General features: G+C 47.1%; 13 protein-coding genes. 7 read left to right on the top strand and 6 right to left on the bottom strand.

Annotated elements, in window-relative coordinates; translation table 11 throughout:
* Positions 1–20 precede the first annotated feature (20 nt).
* Positions 21–683: a DUF3365 domain-containing protein gene (locus ABWH99_RS00465; RefSeq protein ID WP_375584352.1), complete on the bottom strand. Its 663-nt coding sequence runs from the start codon at positions 681–683 to the stop codon at positions 21–23.
* A gap of 176 nt (positions 684–859) precedes the next feature.
* Here ABWH99_RS00465 and prfA point away from each other — a divergent pair, with 176 nt between their 5' ends.
* Positions 860–1936, top strand: a complete 1077-nt coding sequence (prfA, locus tag ABWH99_RS00470; protein WP_375584353.1) for a peptide chain release factor 1 — start codon at positions 860–862, stop codon at positions 1934–1936.
* Here prfA and ABWH99_RS00475 read toward each other — a convergent pair.
* From ABWH99_RS00475 to mfd, 4 genes are all read right to left on the bottom strand, one after another.
* Positions 1933–3006 (bottom strand): hypothetical protein, encoded by a 1074-nt coding sequence (locus ABWH99_RS00475; protein WP_375584354.1) that lies wholly within the window; start codon positions 3004–3006, stop codon positions 1933–1935. The genes prfA and ABWH99_RS00475 overlap by 4 nt on opposite strands.
* Before the next feature lie 17 nt (positions 3007–3023).
* On the bottom strand, positions 3024–4739 hold the full coding sequence (locus ABWH99_RS00480; protein ID WP_375584355.1) for a WD40/YVTN/BNR-like repeat-containing protein: 1716 nt from the start codon (positions 4737–4739) through the stop codon (positions 3024–3026).
* Between the two features lie 188 nt (positions 4740–4927).
* Positions 4928–6151 carry a gliding motility lipoprotein GldJ gene (gene gldJ / locus ABWH99_RS00485; protein ID WP_375584356.1) on the bottom strand — a complete coding sequence of 408 codons (1224 nt, stop codon included), beginning with the start codon at positions 6149–6151 and terminating at the stop codon, positions 4928–4930.
* A 265-nt stretch (positions 6152–6416) separates the two neighbouring features.
* The gene (mfd, locus tag ABWH99_RS00490; RefSeq protein ID WP_375584357.1) at positions 6417–9764 is read right to left on the bottom strand and encodes a transcription-repair coupling factor; all 3348 of its coding nucleotides are present in this window, start codon (positions 9762–9764) and stop codon (positions 6417–6419) included.
* A 178-nt stretch (positions 9765–9942) separates the two neighbouring features.
* Between mfd and ABWH99_RS00495 the strand changes: the two genes are divergently transcribed.
* From ABWH99_RS00495 to ABWH99_RS00510, 4 genes are all read left to right on the top strand, one after another.
* On the top strand, positions 9943–10554 hold the full coding sequence (locus ABWH99_RS00495) for a heme-copper oxidase subunit III (RefSeq protein WP_375584358.1): 612 nt from the start codon (positions 9943–9945) through the stop codon (positions 10552–10554).
* Positions 10555–10642: 88 nt separating this feature from the next.
* Positions 10643–11620 carry an FtsH protease activity modulator HflK gene (gene hflK / locus ABWH99_RS00500; protein ID WP_375584359.1) on the top strand — a complete coding sequence of 326 codons (978 nt, stop codon included), beginning with the start codon at positions 10643–10645 and terminating at the stop codon, positions 11618–11620.
* Positions 11621–11656: 36 nt separating this feature from the next.
* On the top strand, positions 11657–12595 hold the full coding sequence (gene hflC, locus ABWH99_RS00505) for a protease modulator HflC (RefSeq protein WP_375584360.1): 939 nt from the start codon (positions 11657–11659) through the stop codon (positions 12593–12595).
* A 9-nt stretch (positions 12596–12604) separates the two neighbouring features.
* Positions 12605–13069, top strand: coding sequence for a hypothetical protein (locus ABWH99_RS00510; RefSeq protein ID WP_375584361.1), 465 nt, complete (start codon positions 12605–12607; stop codon positions 13067–13069).
* On the opposite strand, the gene ABWH99_RS00515 is transcribed toward ABWH99_RS00510, so the two are convergent.
* The gene (locus ABWH99_RS00515) at positions 13066–13536 is read right to left on the bottom strand and encodes a Fur family transcriptional regulator (protein ID WP_375584362.1); all 471 of its coding nucleotides are present in this window, start codon (positions 13534–13536) and stop codon (positions 13066–13068) included. The genes ABWH99_RS00510 and ABWH99_RS00515 overlap by 4 nt on opposite strands.
* Before the next feature lie 292 nt (positions 13537–13828).
* Between ABWH99_RS00515 and ABWH99_RS00520 the strand changes: the two genes are divergently transcribed.
* The gene (locus ABWH99_RS00520) at positions 13829–15001 is read left to right on the top strand and encodes an aspartyl protease family protein (protein WP_375584363.1); all 1173 of its coding nucleotides are present in this window, start codon (positions 13829–13831) and stop codon (positions 14999–15001) included.
* Positions 15002–15144: 143 nt separating this feature from the next.
* Complete coding sequence (locus ABWH99_RS00525) at positions 15145–18168, top strand: ATP-binding protein (protein WP_375584364.1); 3024 nt, start codon at positions 15145–15147, stop codon at positions 18166–18168.

Below are 18168 nucleotides of genomic sequence, written 5' to 3' on the forward strand. Positions count from 1 at the left end.
AAATAAGCTGTGTGGGGTCCCTACATGTTTTTTACCACTTCTTTTTTTGGAATGGAAATGCTCCACATACCCCGCAGATCCCCCACCTTGAAATCAGTCGCTTTATCTTCGGGGTACAGGGTATTGATTTTTTCCAGGGTAGCCTGATCAATCTCTTTGCCAGGTTCCCCATGGCAATTCAGACAAAGTCCTCCCGGGATGGTAATTGCTTTGGTATACAAGAGTACCTGGCCGTCCTCGACTTTTTGAATATTGGAACGACTGTCGACATCGTTTTCAACATTGTATTGGTACGCGTCTAACAGTGTTTTTTCCAGTTCGTTGGGTTCGTTCGCTGGATTTCGGTTTTTCGCGGATACTCTCCGTATTTCCACTTCATACTTGTCGGATACTTTCTTGGTAATTGGCAATGCCTCCACCTGACAAAAATCGATTGCTCCGGGCACGCCTTTTTCTCCGATCGCTTTTTGGAGAGCACCGATCAATTCGGCCTGTGCCTCTTGGCTGATTTCGTCGCCCCATTGCATGGCATAAGCGATGATATCCGATTCAGAAACTTTTTTGACCTCGTTTGCCTGATTCACCTGTTCCACCACATCCCGGTCGATCTTTTTGCCTTCACTACAAGAAAGAAACGCCAGAGCGATTGCCCCGATAGAAAGAAGTGCATTAAAATTTTTCATAAAACCTTTCATTGATATCCGTTAGTTAAAGATACACTGTTGTCGGCAAAAATGTTCATTTGCAGATAAAAATCACGAATTCAAAGCCCTAAAGGCACTGTTACACCATTCGGGGCCGCCAGGAGAGAATTCGTCAACAATATTGTTTAATTTTGGAATCCAAACCAAAACGAACCATGCTGGATAAACTGGAAGCCATAAAAGAACGATTTGAAGAAGTATCCCAGCTGATCATTCAGCCAGAGGCCATGTCGGATATGGGGAAGTATACCAAACTTTCCAAAGAATACAAAGACCTGGAAAAAGTGGTAGCCGTGTACGAAACCTATCGTCTCACGCTGGAGAACATCCGCAGCACCAAGGCACTTTTGGAAAAGGAAAAAGATCCGGAATTCCGGGAGATGGCCAAACTGGAGTGGGAAGAACTAAAAGATACAAAAGAGGAACTGGAGGAAGAATTAAAGAAAATGCTCATCCCGAAAGACCCCAACGACTCAAAGGATTGTATTCTGGAAATACGGAGCGGTACCGGAGGAGACGAGGCCGCATTATTTGCCGGTGACCTTTTTCGCATGTACCAAAAGTTTTGCGAGAAGCAAAACTGGAACCTCACTGTACTCGATCTGACCTTTGGCACCTCGGGTGGCTACAAGGAAATCATCAGCTCGGTTTCGGGAGCGGACGTGTACGGTATGCTCAAATACGAATCCGGCGTACACCGCGTACAGCGGGTACCTGCTACCGAAACCCAGGGAAGGGTTCATACGTGGGCAGCAACGGTGGCCGTGCTTCCGGAAATGGAAGAAGTGGATGTGCAAATCGATATGAACGACGTCCGAAAGGATACGTATTGTTCTTCGGGACCCGGTGGTCAATCGGTAAATACCACGTACTCCGCAGTACGCCTGACCCACGAACCAACGGGGCTGGTAGTGACCTGCCAGGACCAAAAGTCCCAGATCAAAAACTTTGAGAAAGCCCTGAAGGTATTGCGTTCGCGGATTTACAAAATTGAATTGGCAAAGCGCAACGAAACCGTCGGCGCCCAACGGAAATCGATGGTTGGCAGCGGGGACCGCTCCGATAAGATCCGTACGTACAATTATCCCCAGAGCCGGGTCACCGATCACCGCATCAACAAGACGGTTTACAACCTACCGGAGGTGATGGAGGGTAATATCGAGGAATTCATCAGCGCGCTTCGATTTGCTGAAAACGCAGAAAAAATGAAAGACGGAGGCATAGAGGCTTAGAATACCACGATTTTTCGCCGGAAAGTCGCCGTACGGGTCCGGAACACCAGCAAGTGCATCCCTTTCGGGAGTCCGGTAATTGGATACAGCGACTGGCCTTCGCGGGTTGGAATGTCCCTTATTTTCTGGCCCATGGCATTGATTACCTCCAGACTTCTGAGGGAGGGCAGCCCTTCCAGCTGCAGGTATAGGTCTCCAAACGAAGGGCTCGGATACACACGCACCCGGGTGTCATCCGTTCGTTCGGGCAGAGAGGTGATTAGGTTCACATTGACAGACAATACCTGGCTGGGACCCTGATTACAGGCATTCATGGGGGTAACTTCCAATACGTGGTTTCCTTCTGCTTCCCAGCGGATGCGTACCAGAGGGCCCCCTTGCCCGCTGATGATTTCCCCTCCACTATCCACTGTCCATTGGTAATTGATGTCTTGCACTGCCGGAATTTCGTAATCCACTTCCTGGAATCCGACGCGATTCGGACCCTCGATAACCGCCGGCTGATCGGGAATGGTGATTACCCGGATCAGCTTTTCTGTACTGGGCCCCTGCCCGCAGGGGTTTGTAGTGGAGACGGATACGGACTGTTCGTCCAGATTCGTCCATTCAAGGGTAATGTGGGCGGTTCCTTGTCCGGCCCGCACCACACCTCCGGTAGCCGACCAGAAATACTGGGTTCCGGGTATGGAGTCTACAGAATAGGCTTCCAGGGTATTTACACATACCACCCCTTCGCCTTGTATCTCGGTAGTTTGCCGGGGCTGGTCGGAAACGACTACTTCCAGTGCACGGGTGTGTCCATTTCCACAATTATTCTGACCACGTACCATGACGGCATTTCTGCCAGGTGTATCCCAACGCACCACTATCCGTGTCGTACCCTGACCTTCCAAAATGGTACCTCCATCTACCCGCCATTCAAAACTGACGCCCTCCTCTTCTGGATTTTGTATGGTGTAGATTTGCTGACTCAGGCAGATATCGTCCTCCCCAAAAATCGTGGCGATGTCCTGCGGTACCTGACAGGTATATTGGTAAAAAATACCGTTTTCCCCCGCCGCGTAACCCACGTTTAAATCACCAAAGCTTAACCCGGTAAAATCCTGAAACGTATTGGTCGGCAGTTTTTCCAGGAATCTCCGGCATCAAAGGTCCGCAAGATGGTCCCTTCTTCACCGGTGACAAAGCCCACCGATTCATCCAGAAATGCTACATCGCTAAATGACACATTGAAGCCGGTCTGCAGGCGCTGCCAGCTGATTCCGCGATCGAGGGTCTTGAACATAATTCCTCCCTCGCCTACCACGATGGCCGAGCTCTCGTCCAATAAACTCAATGCATGCAGGTTAGCAGTATTTCCCAAGGCCACCCTACTCCAGGTTGCACCCCCGTTTTCCGAACGGAGCAGGGTGCCGTCCTCGCCGGCAACGAGGCCTGCATTCTCATCAAAAAAAACGATTTCGTTAAATGTAACTTCCCCTTGTCCCGAGGGAATAATTTCCCAGGTAAGGCCGCGACTTTCGGTTTTGGCAATCAGACCACTCTCGCCCACCGCAAAGCCCTGATTAAAATCAAAAAAATACAATCCGTTCACATTTCTGTTTGTACCGGGATTCAAGGTCGTCCAATTGACACCCGAATTGGTCGTGCTAATGATGTTCCCGTTGTCACCGGCGACGAAACCTCCGCCGGCACTTACAAAATACACGGCATTAAAGGGGAGCGAAATAGGCCTGGATCGGTCCACAAAGGAGTTTCCTCCGTTTCCCGTCAGTAGAATCAGTCCCTGTTCGCCTACAAGGTACCCCCGAAGGTCACTCGTAAATTGTAGTGCCGTATAATCGGTGGACCTTCCGGAGAGCCGGACCGCCCAACTTATACCGGAATTGTTAGACGAAATAAGGGTCCCACTGTCCCCCACGCCCTGCACGTTATTGGTACCCGGCCGGAAAGCCAATTCGGTCAGGTCTTGTTGCGTCCGGGAGTTGGTGGCAAGAAAGGTTAACCCCCCATTATCGGTTCTAAGGATGGTTCCCCTGTCTCCGCTGATTACGCCAATTTGCGGGAAAGCCGGATTAAAGGTTACCTTTTTCAGGTCTGTATCGACTCCGCTGTTGATAAACCGCCAATGGTTACCCCCGTCTTCGGTCTTGATGATGGTCCCCAGATTACCTACGGCATACCCCACCGTATCGTTCGTAAAGAAAATATCGTTTAGCGCCGCGGGAAACCCGGAGGGTATGCGTTCCCAATTCGCCCCAGAGGTAATTGTTCTCAGGATTTCAGCTTCGGCGGTCACAGCAAAACCCAGGGTATCGTTTACGAAAGTAAGTGCATGTATATCTGCCTCGCTACTGAGGGGAACGTCCTCCCAGGTCAATCCGCCGTTAAGCGAGCGGAGGATTGATCCACCAAGTCCTACCGCTATAACCAGCTGGTCGGTTATATAGTGGATGGCGGTGTGGATTTTTCCAGAACCGTGGAAATAGCTGCTCCAATCCAAGCCGGCATTCTCGGTACGATAGATCCAACCATTGTCCCCAATGGCCAGGCCTTTCTGCTCGTCGTAAAACGAAATATCCAGCAACGTTTCCGAGGTCGGCGACTTGAGTTCCACCCAGCTTAGTCCTCCGTCAATGGATTTTAGAAAAATATTTTCGCCGGCTATGTATCCCAAATTTTCATCCACCCAATGGATGGCAGTGTAATCGTTTCCCCAATCTCCGACGCGTCTCCAGCTTTGGCCAAACCCTTCCTGAACCAACAACAGCAGCACGAAAACTAAAAATAAAGCCCGGTCCATACAAATGCCTAAGGTTAAATAAATTATACCTACAAAAATACCATTAAATTCAAGATTAAACAGAAAAAGTACTGTTTTTGCCTTTGGGTCGTCCCAACGACTTTTTTGTGAATGCAAAAGAAAAAAAAGAAGGCATAAAAAAAGGGTGAACCACCCTTTTCTTTACATTCTTAAAGCGAACAGATCTTTTACCGGTCTTTTCCTCCCACCGCGATCATCGCACAACGGAATCCGATATGATTGGACGCGGAATCCTGATGCATAAAGCGCCTGGTACCGGGAGCAAGCCAATAGGCCACGTCCCTCCAGGACCCTCCCTTGTACACCCGGTAGTTATCGTCAATCAATGTGGTGTTGTAAGTATCTTCGTCATCGTACACCCCGTCTTTTCTAAGCGGATTCAGGTCATCAAAGTCCTGGAAGGAAAGGGGTCGGTATACATCCTGCACCCACTCGTTCATGTTTCCAGCCATGTTGTACAATCCAAAATCATTTGCGGGAAAATCGTACACGTTTGTAGGAATAATTTCACCGTCATTGGATACGCTTCCGGGGATCCCCGCGTAATCACCACGCCCACGCTTGAAATTTGCCAAAAAGTCGCCTTGCCTTGATTTTCTTTTAATATTGTAGGGGTTTCTGGGGCCTCTACCGTCCCAGGGATAAATCCGTCCGTTCTCCTGATTTTCATCCATGTACTGGGTTCCGATCATGGCTTTTGCAGCAAACTCCCATTCCGCTTCATTGGGCAAGCGGTAATCCGGGAACACGGAACCCCGTTCAATCAACTGATCCTGAGTAAGTGCGGAATCCAATTCGTTTTTCTCACGCTCCAATTCGTTTACGTAGGCTGTACGCCACTTGCTGTAGGCATTGGCTTGCACCCAACTGACACCGGCTACCGGATAAAAGTTGAATCCCGGATACCTGAAGTAGTAGGTGGCATACACATCGTTGTAGGACATGGTACCGTCCCAGACTTTCTCGTTCGGCTCTAACTTTTGAATCGAATCGGCACTGACTCCGTCTCGCTTGGCCATGTTGAACAAGAACTCCTTGTAATCAACATTGGTGACCTCCGTTTCGTCCATGTAGAAGGAAGCGATGGTTACCGTGCGCTCCACGTTGTCCCGAAAGCCCATGATGTCCTGTTCCTGTGAGCCCAAAACGGCCCTTCCCCCTTGTATAAATACCAGTCGGGGGCCTACTACCTCTCTCGGTAATCTAAATACCTGAAAGGAGGTCGAATCTTCTTCGTCAAAACTATACCTGGCTCCAGTGGAGGCACTGATTCCACCAGGATCGCTTGCTGTCCTGCGGCTGGTTTGATTTCCACAGGACGTAAATAAAAATCCAAGCAATGCCAGTCCGGCAAAAAAACTAAAATGAAATTTTTTGTTACCCAGTTTCATGTGACAACGTTTTGGTTTTGCCCTATTAAAACGCTAATATAGGATCAATAATATATTATACCAATAATCTTTTTTCTCTGCCTGCTTGTCTAAAAGCAAGGAATTGGCCGAATTTGTGAAATTCTACAAAAACCTTCATACCATTGCTACTAATGTCCGCATGAAAATTTTTTCGTGAATTTCTATTTTTTTTGCCGGAGCGCCTGTACGGAGCGTCTTAACCTACTCTTGACCAAGCGGGTAGCGCCGGTGTACCACCGCCAATTTACTCGTTTGCCAGCATATTTTGTAGCCATTTTTTGGCCTTTCCAATGGAATCAACACCTTTGATTATGAGTAGTAAACGATCTTTTGTTTCTTTTATTTTACAAAACCGCCCATTGGACTGAATGAACGCGATGATGCTTCGGAAAACCGCAGAATTGAAGTACTGATCGTTTTTAGAAGAAACGAAGTAGCATTTCATTTGTTCATTTTTCAAGGTCAGTTTTTCAAAGCCCAGGCGCTCGGCCATCCACCGGAGTTCCACGGTTTCAAACAAAGCCTCCACCCGGTCCGGAACGGGCCCAAACCGATCCCGTATCTCTAATTTAAACGCCGCAAGATCCCCTTCTTCTTTGATCCCATCCAATTTGGAATAGAGGCTCAGCCTTTCCGAAATATTGCTAACATAGCTATCGGGAATCAGGAGTTCCAGATCCGTTTCAATCACACAGTCCTGCACCAGTACGGCAGTTTTTTCCTTCAAATCGGATGCAAACAGGCTGGCAAATTCGGTGTGTTTCAACTCCTGAACGGCTTCATCCAGTATCTTATGGTACATTTCGAAGCCCAAATCTGAAATAAAGCCACTTTGCTCGGCGCCAAGCAGGTTTCCAGCACCGCGTATATCCAGGTCCCGCATGGCCACTTTAAATCCGTCTCCCAAATCGGAAAATTCTTCCAAGGCCTGTAGCCGCTTTCTCGACTCGGCACTTAGGGTGGAAGTGGGAGGCGTCAGGAGGTAGCAAAATGCTTTCTTGTTGCTGCGCCCCACTCGCCCTCTCATTTGATGCAGGTCACTCATACCAAACATGTGTGCACGATTGATTATGATGGTATTCGCATTGGGAATATCCAGTCCGGATTCGATGATGTTGGTGGAAACCAGTACATCGTAGACCCCTTCAATAAAATCCACCATGATCTTTTCGAGCTTTTTTCCATCCATCTGGCCGTGTGCGCCGACCACTCGTGCATCGGGCACGAGCCGAAGAATCAGGTTCGCAATGGAATCGATTTCTCCTACGCGGTTATGCACGAAAAATACCTGCCCCCCGCGACTCAGCTCATTGGCGATCGCATCCCGGATGATATCCTCCCGAAAGGTATAGATTTCAGTGGTCACCGGCTGTCTGTTTGGCGGAGGGGTGGCGATCACCGAAAGGTCCCTGGCTCCCATCAGAGAAAAATGCAAGGTCCGGGGAATGGGAGTGGCGGTCAGCGTGAGTACGTCCACGTTCACACGTAGTTGTTTGAGTTGTTCCTTTACCTTCACGCCGAATTTCTGCTCTTCGTCTATGACCAATAAGCCCAGGTCTTTAAATTTAATGTCCTTGTTTACAATCCGGTGGGTACCGATCAGCACGTCAATTTCCCCATTGCCTGTTTTCTCGATGATTTCTTTTATCTCCTTTGCTGTTCGAAAGCGGTTGATATAGGCCACTTCAACCGGGAAATCGGCCAGTCTTTCTTTAAAGGTTTGGTAATGCTGCATGGCAAGTATGGTGGTAGGCACCAATACCGCCACTTGCTTTCGGTCATTTACCGCCTTAAAGACCGCACGTACTGCCACTTCCGTTTTACCAAAACCCACGTCTCCGCATACCAACCGGTCCATTGGGTAGGGTTTCTCCATGTCTTCTTTGACATCCGCAGTAGCCATTGCCTGGTCGGGCGTATCTTCATAAATGAACGAGCTTTCAAGTTCTACCTGGAGTACACTATCCGAGGAGAAACGGTGGCCGGGGGCGGATTTTCTTTTGGAATACAGCCGGATGAGGTCTTTGGCAATGTCCTTTACCTTTTTCTTCACCTTGCTTTTCTTATTTTCCCAATCCTGAGAACCAAGTTTCGACATGGTGGGAAGCGTTCCTTCCTGGCTGCTGTATTTAGAAATTTTATGCAGCGAATGAATGTTGACAAACAATAAGTCATCGTCGCGGAAAACCAGTCGAATTGCCTCCTGCAGTTTACCATTTACCTCCACCTTTTCCAGTCCGGCAAACCTTCCGATCCCATAATCCACGTGAACGATGAAGTCCCCCGGATGCAAATCTTTAATTTCCTTGAGGGTAAGCGCTTTGGACTTGCTACTGGTACGGCTGGTCTTGTACCGGTGGTACCGCTCAAATAGCTGATGGTCTGTATAACAAGCCAGTTTCAATGACATGTCAATAAACCCCGCCCGCAATCCAATGGGTAGGGTTTGGACCTCCAAACTAGGGTCCAGTTCCGAAAAAATATTCAACAACCTGCCTATTTGCTTGTCGCTTTCCGAACAAATGATATTCCGGATACCCTTGGACGCGTTTTCGTTCAAGTCCTTGACCAATAAATCAAAATGCTTATTGAAAGACGGCTGCGGCTGCCCGTGAAATAGAAATTCCGGCACGTCGTTCCACGAAAATACGTGCCCAAAGGCGATTTGCCGGAATGGAGAAATGGCCGCCTCAAACTCAGCCCCGGACAAGAAAAGCTTCTCAGGTGCCATCAACAAGGACTTTCCGGCGGTCCCTCCCTCCCGAAAATAATTTTCGGCCTTCTGGTACAAGCCCTCCAATACGCCCATACAGTGGGCGTAATCCTTGATCCAAAAACAGGTGTCGGGAGGGAAGAAGTCTGCCAGCGGCTGCCTGGACTCTTCTTGTAGGGTGGTTTGAATATTGGGTAGGATATTGATTTGATCAACCGGAGTGGTGGACAACTGGGTTTCGGGGTCGAACACGCGAATGCTATCGATCTGTTGTCCAAACAATTCTAGTCGGTATGGCAGATCGTTGGCGTAGGAAAAAACATCGATGATCCCGCCTCTGACAGCAAATTGCCCTGCTTCGTACACAAAATCGGATTTTTCAAACCCGTAGGTAGTAAACAACTCTTCGACAAAGGCCAAATCCACCAATTCACCGGTCCGAACGGTAAAGGTGCTTTCTTTCAAACTTTTCTTATTGACCACCTTTTCGTAGATGGCCTCCGGAGAGCTGATCAAAACCTTGCCATCGGTGGATGACTGGGAAAGCTGGTTCAGAATCTCCGCGCGAATCAGCACATTGGCATTTTCGATGTCCTCGTGGTGGTAGGGCTTTTTGTAGCTGGCTGGAAACAGATAGGGCTGGGAACCGGTCAGTGCCTGCCAATCTCCGGCAAGGTAAGCTGCCTCCTCCCTGTCATGCGCCAAAACCACGTGAAATCCTCCTGCCAGTTTGGTAATCGCTTGAAGGAGGACCATGTCCATACTACCGGATAAGCCCCGCACCTGCATGCGGGAATCCCCCCCCTGGCTCAAGGCAAGGGCAAGGTTCCGGACAAAGGGATCCTCTTCGTAAAGCGACAAAAATGATGATCTATCCAAGTATACGCTGATTTAAGGATCGGGAAATATAATGCCGCAATTTATTAATTTCCCCGGTAATACGGCGCCTTCACAGGGGATTACGGGAAGCCGTGCTCACAAAAACCTGAATCACTTCGCCTATTTACAGCCTTTTGCCAACAAACTTTAATTATGTTTTGTTATCCAAGTATTGGTTATGCAGAAAGAGAAAAAGATTCATTGGTTTCGGAAAATTGAGAACATGCATCCCTACCGCACGTTGATGTACCTGGGCATGTTTGGCAGTGGATTATTGTTTTTCTTTCTTACTACGGCTTTTGTGCTCTCTCAACCAGAATCCGGTGTGTTTGAGCGGTCTAGCTTTCCCAAATCATTTGTTTTAAGTAGCTTGCTGATTATCGTAAGCAGCTATACATCCGGCAAAATACTACCTAGCTTTCGGCTACACCAATTGAACAAAACAAAGAAATTTCTGCTCCTGACCTTCGTTTTGGGATTATTTTTTTCAGGCTTTCAGTTTCTGGGCTGGCAAGAGCTTTCCGCCATGGGAATTGACTTCCGGGGCATTCCCTCCGGCAGCTTTCTTTACGTGCTTAGCGGCATTCACCTTTTTCACCTGGGCGGAGCGCTGATTTATGCGCTCGTATTGGTCATTCAAATGGAACAGTCGGGCAAGGACCCGGTAAAATCGCTAATACTTTTAACCAACCCTTACGAAGTCATGAAACTGGACCTTTTTGCTGTTTACTGGAAATTCATGGATGCGGTTTGGTTGATTCTTTTTGTGTTGTTTCTCTGGATGTTTTAGGCAGATGAAATGTAGCCGATTTGAAATGATCTCTGCTCGCGGAGTGTATTCAATCAAATAATCGTAAATTGCAAAAAAACAAATACCTATGTCAGACAATCAATTTGAAATCAACGTCAATCCGGATTGGATAAAAAAATACCTATCCAAAATCCTTCTGGTAATAGCGGCGATCGTTGTGGTATTTTCTTCTGTCAAGACCGTGGGGCCGGAGGAGGAGGGAGTGGTAATTCAATTGGGTGAGTACAACCGCACTGTTTTGCCTGGATTGAATTTTATTATTCCCTTTGTCGAGACCATGTACAAAATTCCCGTTCAGCGACAATTAAAGCAGGAGTTTGGCTTCCGAACCACCGCAGCGGGTACGCGTTCCGATTATGTAAAATCCGGATACGGTGACGAAAGCATGATGCTTACCGGGGACCTAAACCTTACCGATGTGGAGTGGGTGGTGCAGTATCGAATTGTCGATTCCTATAACTATCTTTTCCGGGTCAGGAATGCGGATAAAACCCTCAAGGACATGTCAGAGGCAGCCATGCGAAAGATCGTCGGCGACCGGACAGTGAATGAAGTATTGACTGTCGGAAGGCAGGAGATAGCCACCAGCGTAGAAGTACTGCTGCAGGAAATGTGTGACGAATACGAAAACGGGATACGAATCGATCAAGTGGTGCTGCAGGATGTAAATCCTCCCGAACCCGTTAAACCCAGTTTCAATGCCGTGAATGAAGCCCAGCAGGAACGAGAGACACTGATCAACCAGGCCGAAGCGGATTACAACCGGGTAATTCCCCGGGCCAGAGGTATCGCGGACGAAACCATACAGCTGGCAGAAGCCTATGCACTCAACCGGGTCAACGGGGCAAAAGGAGAGGCCAATCGGTTCAACTCCGTCTTTGAGGCATACGTGAAGGCGCCGGAAGTGACCCGCCAGCGTCTGTACCTGGAGACCTTGGAGAAAGTATTGCCGCAAATCGGCAACACCATTATTACCGATGAAAGTGGGAGCAACGTGCTACCCTTGTTGAACTTAAATAAGGCCATCCAGAATCCCGCACCCTGAAACAGGCCGGGAGTGATGTTTCCTAAATAGCAAGCCATGAAAAAAAGTAAGATACTATACATTGTGTTGGTAATCGTCGGACTGGTACTAGTGGGCCAGAGCGTATTTATCCTGGACGAAACCCAGCAAGCGATCGTAACCCAATTCGGTAAACCGGTGGGCGAACCCCGCACCAGCCCGGGAGTAAACTTTGTCATTCCCTTTATTCAAAAGGTGCAGTTTTTTGACAAGCGCTATCTGGAGTGGGACGGTGATAAAAATCAGGTGCCCACCAAGGACAAGAAATTCATTTTCGTCGATACCTATGCCCGCTGGCAAATCACGGATCCTCTGCAGTTTTTTATTCGTCTGCGAGACGAACGTTCCGCTCAATCGAGATTGGATGATATTCTTGACGGAGAGACGCGAAACGCCATTGCCAGCAACGATTTGCTGGACATTGTTCGTTCGACCAATCGAGATCCCGAAGTGACCGAAGACTTTATGGAGGAATTGGAAGTATTGGAAGATATCGAAGTGGGTAGGGAAGCCATCGAAGAAATAGTCCTGCAAAAAGCGAACGAACGTACCTCGGATCTGGGAGTCCGAATTCTTGATTTCAGGTTCAAGCGAATGAACTATGTGGACGAAGTAAGAGACCGGGTTTACGACAGAATGATAAGTGAGCGAAATCGGATTGCCGACCAGTTTCGATCCGAAGGGCAGGGAGAAGCCCGTAAAATTCAAGGGGACAAAGAACGCGATCTGGCACAGATTCAGTCCGAAGCTACCCGTGAGGCCCAGGAAATTCGCGGTCGTGCCGATGCAGAAGCTACGGAAATCTATGCCGCTGCGTACAATAGGAACAGACAATCCATCGAACTGTATAAGTTTCTGCGTTCCCTGGAAGCCTTGGAAAAATCGCTGAATGAGCATACCAACCTGGTGATCTCCTCCGACAGCGAGCTGTTTCAATACCTGAAGAAAATGAAATAGCGGCAAAGCATGAGGATTGATTTACGCACGCGAGTGACGCAGCCATACCTGGAAGTAAAAGCAGGGTTTACCGAGGAGTTATTTAAGGCCTTGAACCCTCCTTTTCCTCCGGTGAAGCTGCTACGCTTTGACGGTTCCTCGAAAGGAGACCTGGTAACTTTGGAACTGAATTTTATTTTCTTCAAGCAGACCTGGACCAGTGAAATCATTGCCGATCAAACGGACGAACAGGAGTTCTTTTTTATTGACGCAGGGAGAAAACTGCCCTTTTTTCTAAAGGACTGGCGACACAAACACCGGGTGGTCAATCTGGGAGAAACCCACTCGCTTATCGTTGATGAAATCGACTATACCGCTCCCAACTCATTGCTGGGCTTGCTTCTACATCCCGTTCTTTATCTCCAATTTGCTCTGCGAAAACCGGTCTATAAACGCTATTTCACAAAAAAAAATAGCAACAACACCGCAGACTAAATCACTTGCAGGTTTTCACATTCCGGGAGAAGGCAGTCTCCGTAGAGGACCAGCGAATGGCTGGTAATGTGGGAAGAAAACTCTTTTCCCATGGACTCCTTTATCAGATTGATCCGCTGATCGGAAAACTCTTTGATTTTCCGGCATTGGTTACAGACATAGTGGTCGTGGTGCTTGTAAGTCAATGCTTGCTCGTAAAGGGCTACTTTGTCTTTGAATTGATGTTTAACGGCAAGGCCGCATTCGACCAATAAGTCTAGGGTATTGTAAATGGTGGCCCGGCTTATGGAATACCCCCCGTTTCTCATTTTTAAAAACAAGCCTTCTACGTCAATATGTTCATCCTGAGGAAGGGCATAGAGTTCATCAATCACCGAAAACCGCTCCGGTGTCTTTCGGCTTCCTTGTCGGATGAGGTAATTTTCAAATATTTTTTTTGCTTTTTCAATGATTGACTTATCGGCCATGTGTGTAGTATTCAAAGGAATAAAGATGGGTTTTTTTTTAGATTTATCAAACCCCAAAACTTTTCAAAGCCATCTTACCATAGTTATTTTCAATCTTTCTAAATAAGAGATAGTAAAAACCAAACATCCCCAAAGAATAAGGGTTAATGTCAGAGTACTAAAATATATTTTCTATATTAAACCAATAAATACCAACCACGCATCTATGCACCCTGGCGTCAAACAGCTATTCTTGTTTTTATTTATCTTTTCTTCCGCCTTTTCTTTGCAAAGCCAGGTACCTGGGTTTTATATGAAAAAAGAAAAACGAAAGGTAGACCTTCCGTTTATTGATTCAAATAGTCTGATTATCATGCCGGTTTCAATCAATGGCGGGCCGGAGGTAAATTTTTTGTTCGACACCGGTGTCAAGTCCAACATTTTTTTTAGCAAAACCCTGGCCGACGAAATGGACATGCAGTACACGCGGAAACTGAATCTGGTCGGGGCAGATGGGAAAACCGTTCTAAGTGCTTCTGTGTCCCCCAATAACCATTTTGATCTGGGATCGGTAGAAGGCATATTCCAGGCCATATTGGTGCTGGATGAAGATTTTCTGGAATTGGAAAAAGTAATTGGGATACCCGTTTACGGTGTGATCGGCCATGAATTTTTTAAAAACAACCCGGTGAAAATCGACTACGACAATGCAATAGTTAGTTTTTATTCACGAAGCGCCCTCAAATGGAGGCCTTTTGGCTTTAGAAAAATGAGCATTGAAATCGATGGCAATAAACCCTATATCTCCTCCACCATACGACAGGCAAACGGACCGGAATTACAGTCCAAGTTACTGATAGACACCGGAGCCAATCACGGCTTGCTGCTAAACATGGAAACAAGTGACGAGATTGTTCTTCCTGAAACTACGCTGGAAAGCGATCTGGGTCGCTCCCTGGGAGGTGATTTATTTGGCTACGTCGGCCGCGTCAAACGGTTGGGCATCCATGGACTTAAGTTCAGAAATGTCATTACCTCCTTCCCGGAAGAAAACGAATTTTCAGAAGTGATCATCGGCACGGGTCGAAATGGAAGCCTGGGATCGGATGTACTGAACCGGATGAAAATCATTTTTGACTATCCCAGGGAACGCATCTTGTTTAAGAAAGGAGCCAAATTCAGTAACGAATTCAAGTACGATATGAGCGGATTGATGGTTCGCGTTTATTCCGCTGAAGAAAAGCGTTTCTACATCAGTCAGGTTAGGGAGGACTCTCCCGCGCACCGGCAGGGTGTGCAGGCCTATGACGAGATCATTACGATCAATAGAATTCCCGCGCCCTTTTGGGAATTGTCTGAAATCACGGATTTACTCCGGTCGGAAGAAGGCAAGGTCATTTCCCTGGAACTACTTCGTCGCGACCCGGAAGACGAAATGGCTAGCACCTTGCATAAAATTACTTTCCTACTGGAAGAACAATTATAGCCCATTTTTCTACATATAGATGTATATATGAATTTCAAATAGAAAATTTTGATTAATATAAATTTATTGGGTATTTTTTATAATTTATCTTAAATTTAGCACATCTTTGTTTCGACACTTTGGTAACTCACTGTACAAATTAGATGGCCGAAAAGATTTTCAATAACCTGTTAGTAACCTTTAAAAGGTCAGGTGAAAGGCATTTTGAAGTCCTATTTGTATCCAGAGGCTTTTTCCAGCTTTTTAAGGAGAGTCCTGAAGTATATCGGCCAGAGTTTTTTGACGCCCTTTTTCCGACGATCCAAAAACCGGTTTTTGAAACCCTCTTTGATCACCTCGGAAGAGCCGAAGTCTTGGAAATACCCCTCTTTTTGGGTGCTGATGCTTTTGTGTGGGTGAAAATTGAGGGGGTTACCATCGTACAAGAAGCCAACAGCTACCTGGCCAATGCCAGCATTGTCCCCAGTCGCCCGGTCCAAATTCAGTCGTCCTGGATTGTGCATGCAAAATCAAAACAAATTAGCGTAGACAAGGCAAATCCTTCCGGATTATCCCCGGATAGTTTGGAAGGTTTTTGTGAGTATTTGCAGGAAAAATACCGTTTTTCGGACCAGAAAAAACTGAAACAACTTTGCAAGGGAGAATTGGAGGGTCTGGTGTTGGATCTGGACGTATTAAAATTGCACAGTATTTCTTTGGGTAACAGCTACCAGCTGCTGGCAATAAAAAAACCAACTAGCCGCTCGGACTTTCCCAACCTGATTGAAGACAAGCCCAAGTACCTTTCGCACAGCTTCCTCGGTATCTTGTATTTCGAATACCTTCGTGAAGACAAAGAGATGATCTGGAGCGGAGCGATCACGGAATTGCTCGGCTTTGACGAGGAACGGTTCAAACGCTTTACCGTGTGGGATTGGTTGGAATTGGTGCACCCCGATGACTACAATCAGGTGCACGAGCTGTTTTTTGTCACGGACTATGAACTGGATTCGTACACCCTCACCTACCGCGTAAAAACCAACCATGGAAACTACCTGCACTTAAAAAATGATCTGAAGGTATTTTACGACATTCCATCCAATAAGACGGTATTGGTGGGAATACTCCGGGACGTGTCCGAAATAAGCCAGGCCAAACGAAACTTACTCGAGCAAAAGGACATTATTCAGAGCCTTTCGGGAAAAGAGTTTATTCAGCAAATCCTGCGGAAGGTTTCTGAAATATCGAGCCTGTTTACCGGAAAGGTTCTTTTTGATGAAATTGCCCTGTTGCTGGCTAAAAAGCTTGGGTGTACGTATTGCGTCATCGCCAATACGGACCCGATAAGCCAGCTGCTTGAGCCGATTTCCGTCACGCATTGCCACAGATTGCTTGCCGAGCCCTTTCGAAAATGGCACATTTTTCTCAACGATGAACTACCGGCAACGCCCGATCAGAAAAATTTTCTATGCCTTTCGCTCGCGGAAAACCCCTCGCTACACGACAGTGCATTCCTGAAAAAAAAGGGGATTTCAACGCTGATTCGGTTGGATCTACGGGACAACGAAAACACCGACATTGGTAGTCTGTGCTTCCTACACCGAGACCGCCTACAGAACCCTGCCCTCTACCAGGAACTCCTGCGGATCCTTGGCGATTGGATCGGAAAGGAATTGTATCGTTTCCGTTTTGAAACAATTCTTCAGGAAACGAATTTCATGCACGATGCCATTCTGAATGGGACCGCTTACGCAATTTTTGCGGTAAATCATCACTTTGAAATCACCCTCATCAATAACAAAACACTTCCCATTTTCAATTTACAAAAAAAAGAACAGCTCCTAGATACCGTTTTGTTGCAGCAGGGGAAAAGGCACCGATTACGTGAAATTATCACCCGTTTTTCACGATCGAAGCGGAACACTGCCTACTTTCTCCTTCCCGTAAGTAAAGACGATTGCAAAGAACTAAAAATATCTTTCACGCGCATCCGATATGGGAAAAACAAGCGGGTTTCCTACGTAGTTTTTGTGGACGACATCTCCGATAGGACCCTCTCCGAGAAAAGACTAATAGCCTCCGAGCAACTGTACCGAAGCATCGCGGAAAATTTTCCAGGAGGCACCGTCGATGTGTTGGACGAGTCCTTTCGCTACATTTTTACGGATGGTGAAGAATATCGGCTTGCCGGAAAAGATCCCAAAACACTTATCGGAACCTCCCATCTGGAGCAATACTCCGGGAAAAATCTGGAGATAACGCGCACAAACCTGAATAAAATTCTAAATGGGCAGCGGGTCTCCTACGAGATCGAAGCAGACCAGCAGCGATTTTTGAAAAATGGTGTCCCGCTCACCAACGATTCGGGAAGCATCAACCGGATTTTGGTCGTAAAACAAAACATCACAAAAGCAAAGAAGCTGGAATCGGAGCGAGAAAAACTGATCAAGGATCTAAAATCCCACAATGAAGAACTGCTTCGATTCGCCTACATTGTCTCTCATAACCTACGGGCTCCGATCGTTAACATTTCACTCTTGATCGACCTGTTCAATGAGGAGGATCCCACGGACCCGGAAAACAAGGAGATCATGGAAAACCTGAAGATTTCTACCAACCTACTTGATGCGACACTGCAGGATTTGATCGAAGTAGTGTCCATAAAGAAGCAAAAAATACCGAAAGTTGAGCTAATCGATTTCAAATTGCTCTTAAATAATGTTGAAAAAAGCCTGTTTAACCAACTCAGAGAGTCGGGCATACTGATTCACCGGGATTTTTCGGAATTGGAGGAAATGAATTACGTGTATGCGCACCTGGAAAACTTTTTGATGAATTTTATGACCAATGCGGTCAAATACAGGCATCCGGACCGGACACCTGAAGTCTGGATCCGCACCTATAAGGAAAAAGACTATTGCATCATGCGCTTTGAAGACAACGGCATCGGCCTGGATCTAAACCGGTATGGTGACCGCATATTTGGCCTTTACCAGCGCTTTCATAACCACGTGGAAGGCAAGGGACTCGGACTCTATCTGGTACGGGAACAAATTCGGGCCCATGACGGAAAGATAGAAATTGAAAGCGAAGTGGGGAAAGGCACCGTATTTAAAGTATTTCTGCGAAACCTATTGCTGAACAAAGCCCAAGGGCAGTTATCGGCCCGCAAACCTTCCCCCGGATGA

Origin of the sequence: Cyclobacterium xiamenense, from assembly GCF_042140265.1 — a bacterium.
Lineage (GTDB): Bacteria > Bacteroidota > Bacteroidia > Cytophagales > Cyclobacteriaceae > Cyclobacterium > Cyclobacterium xiamenense_A.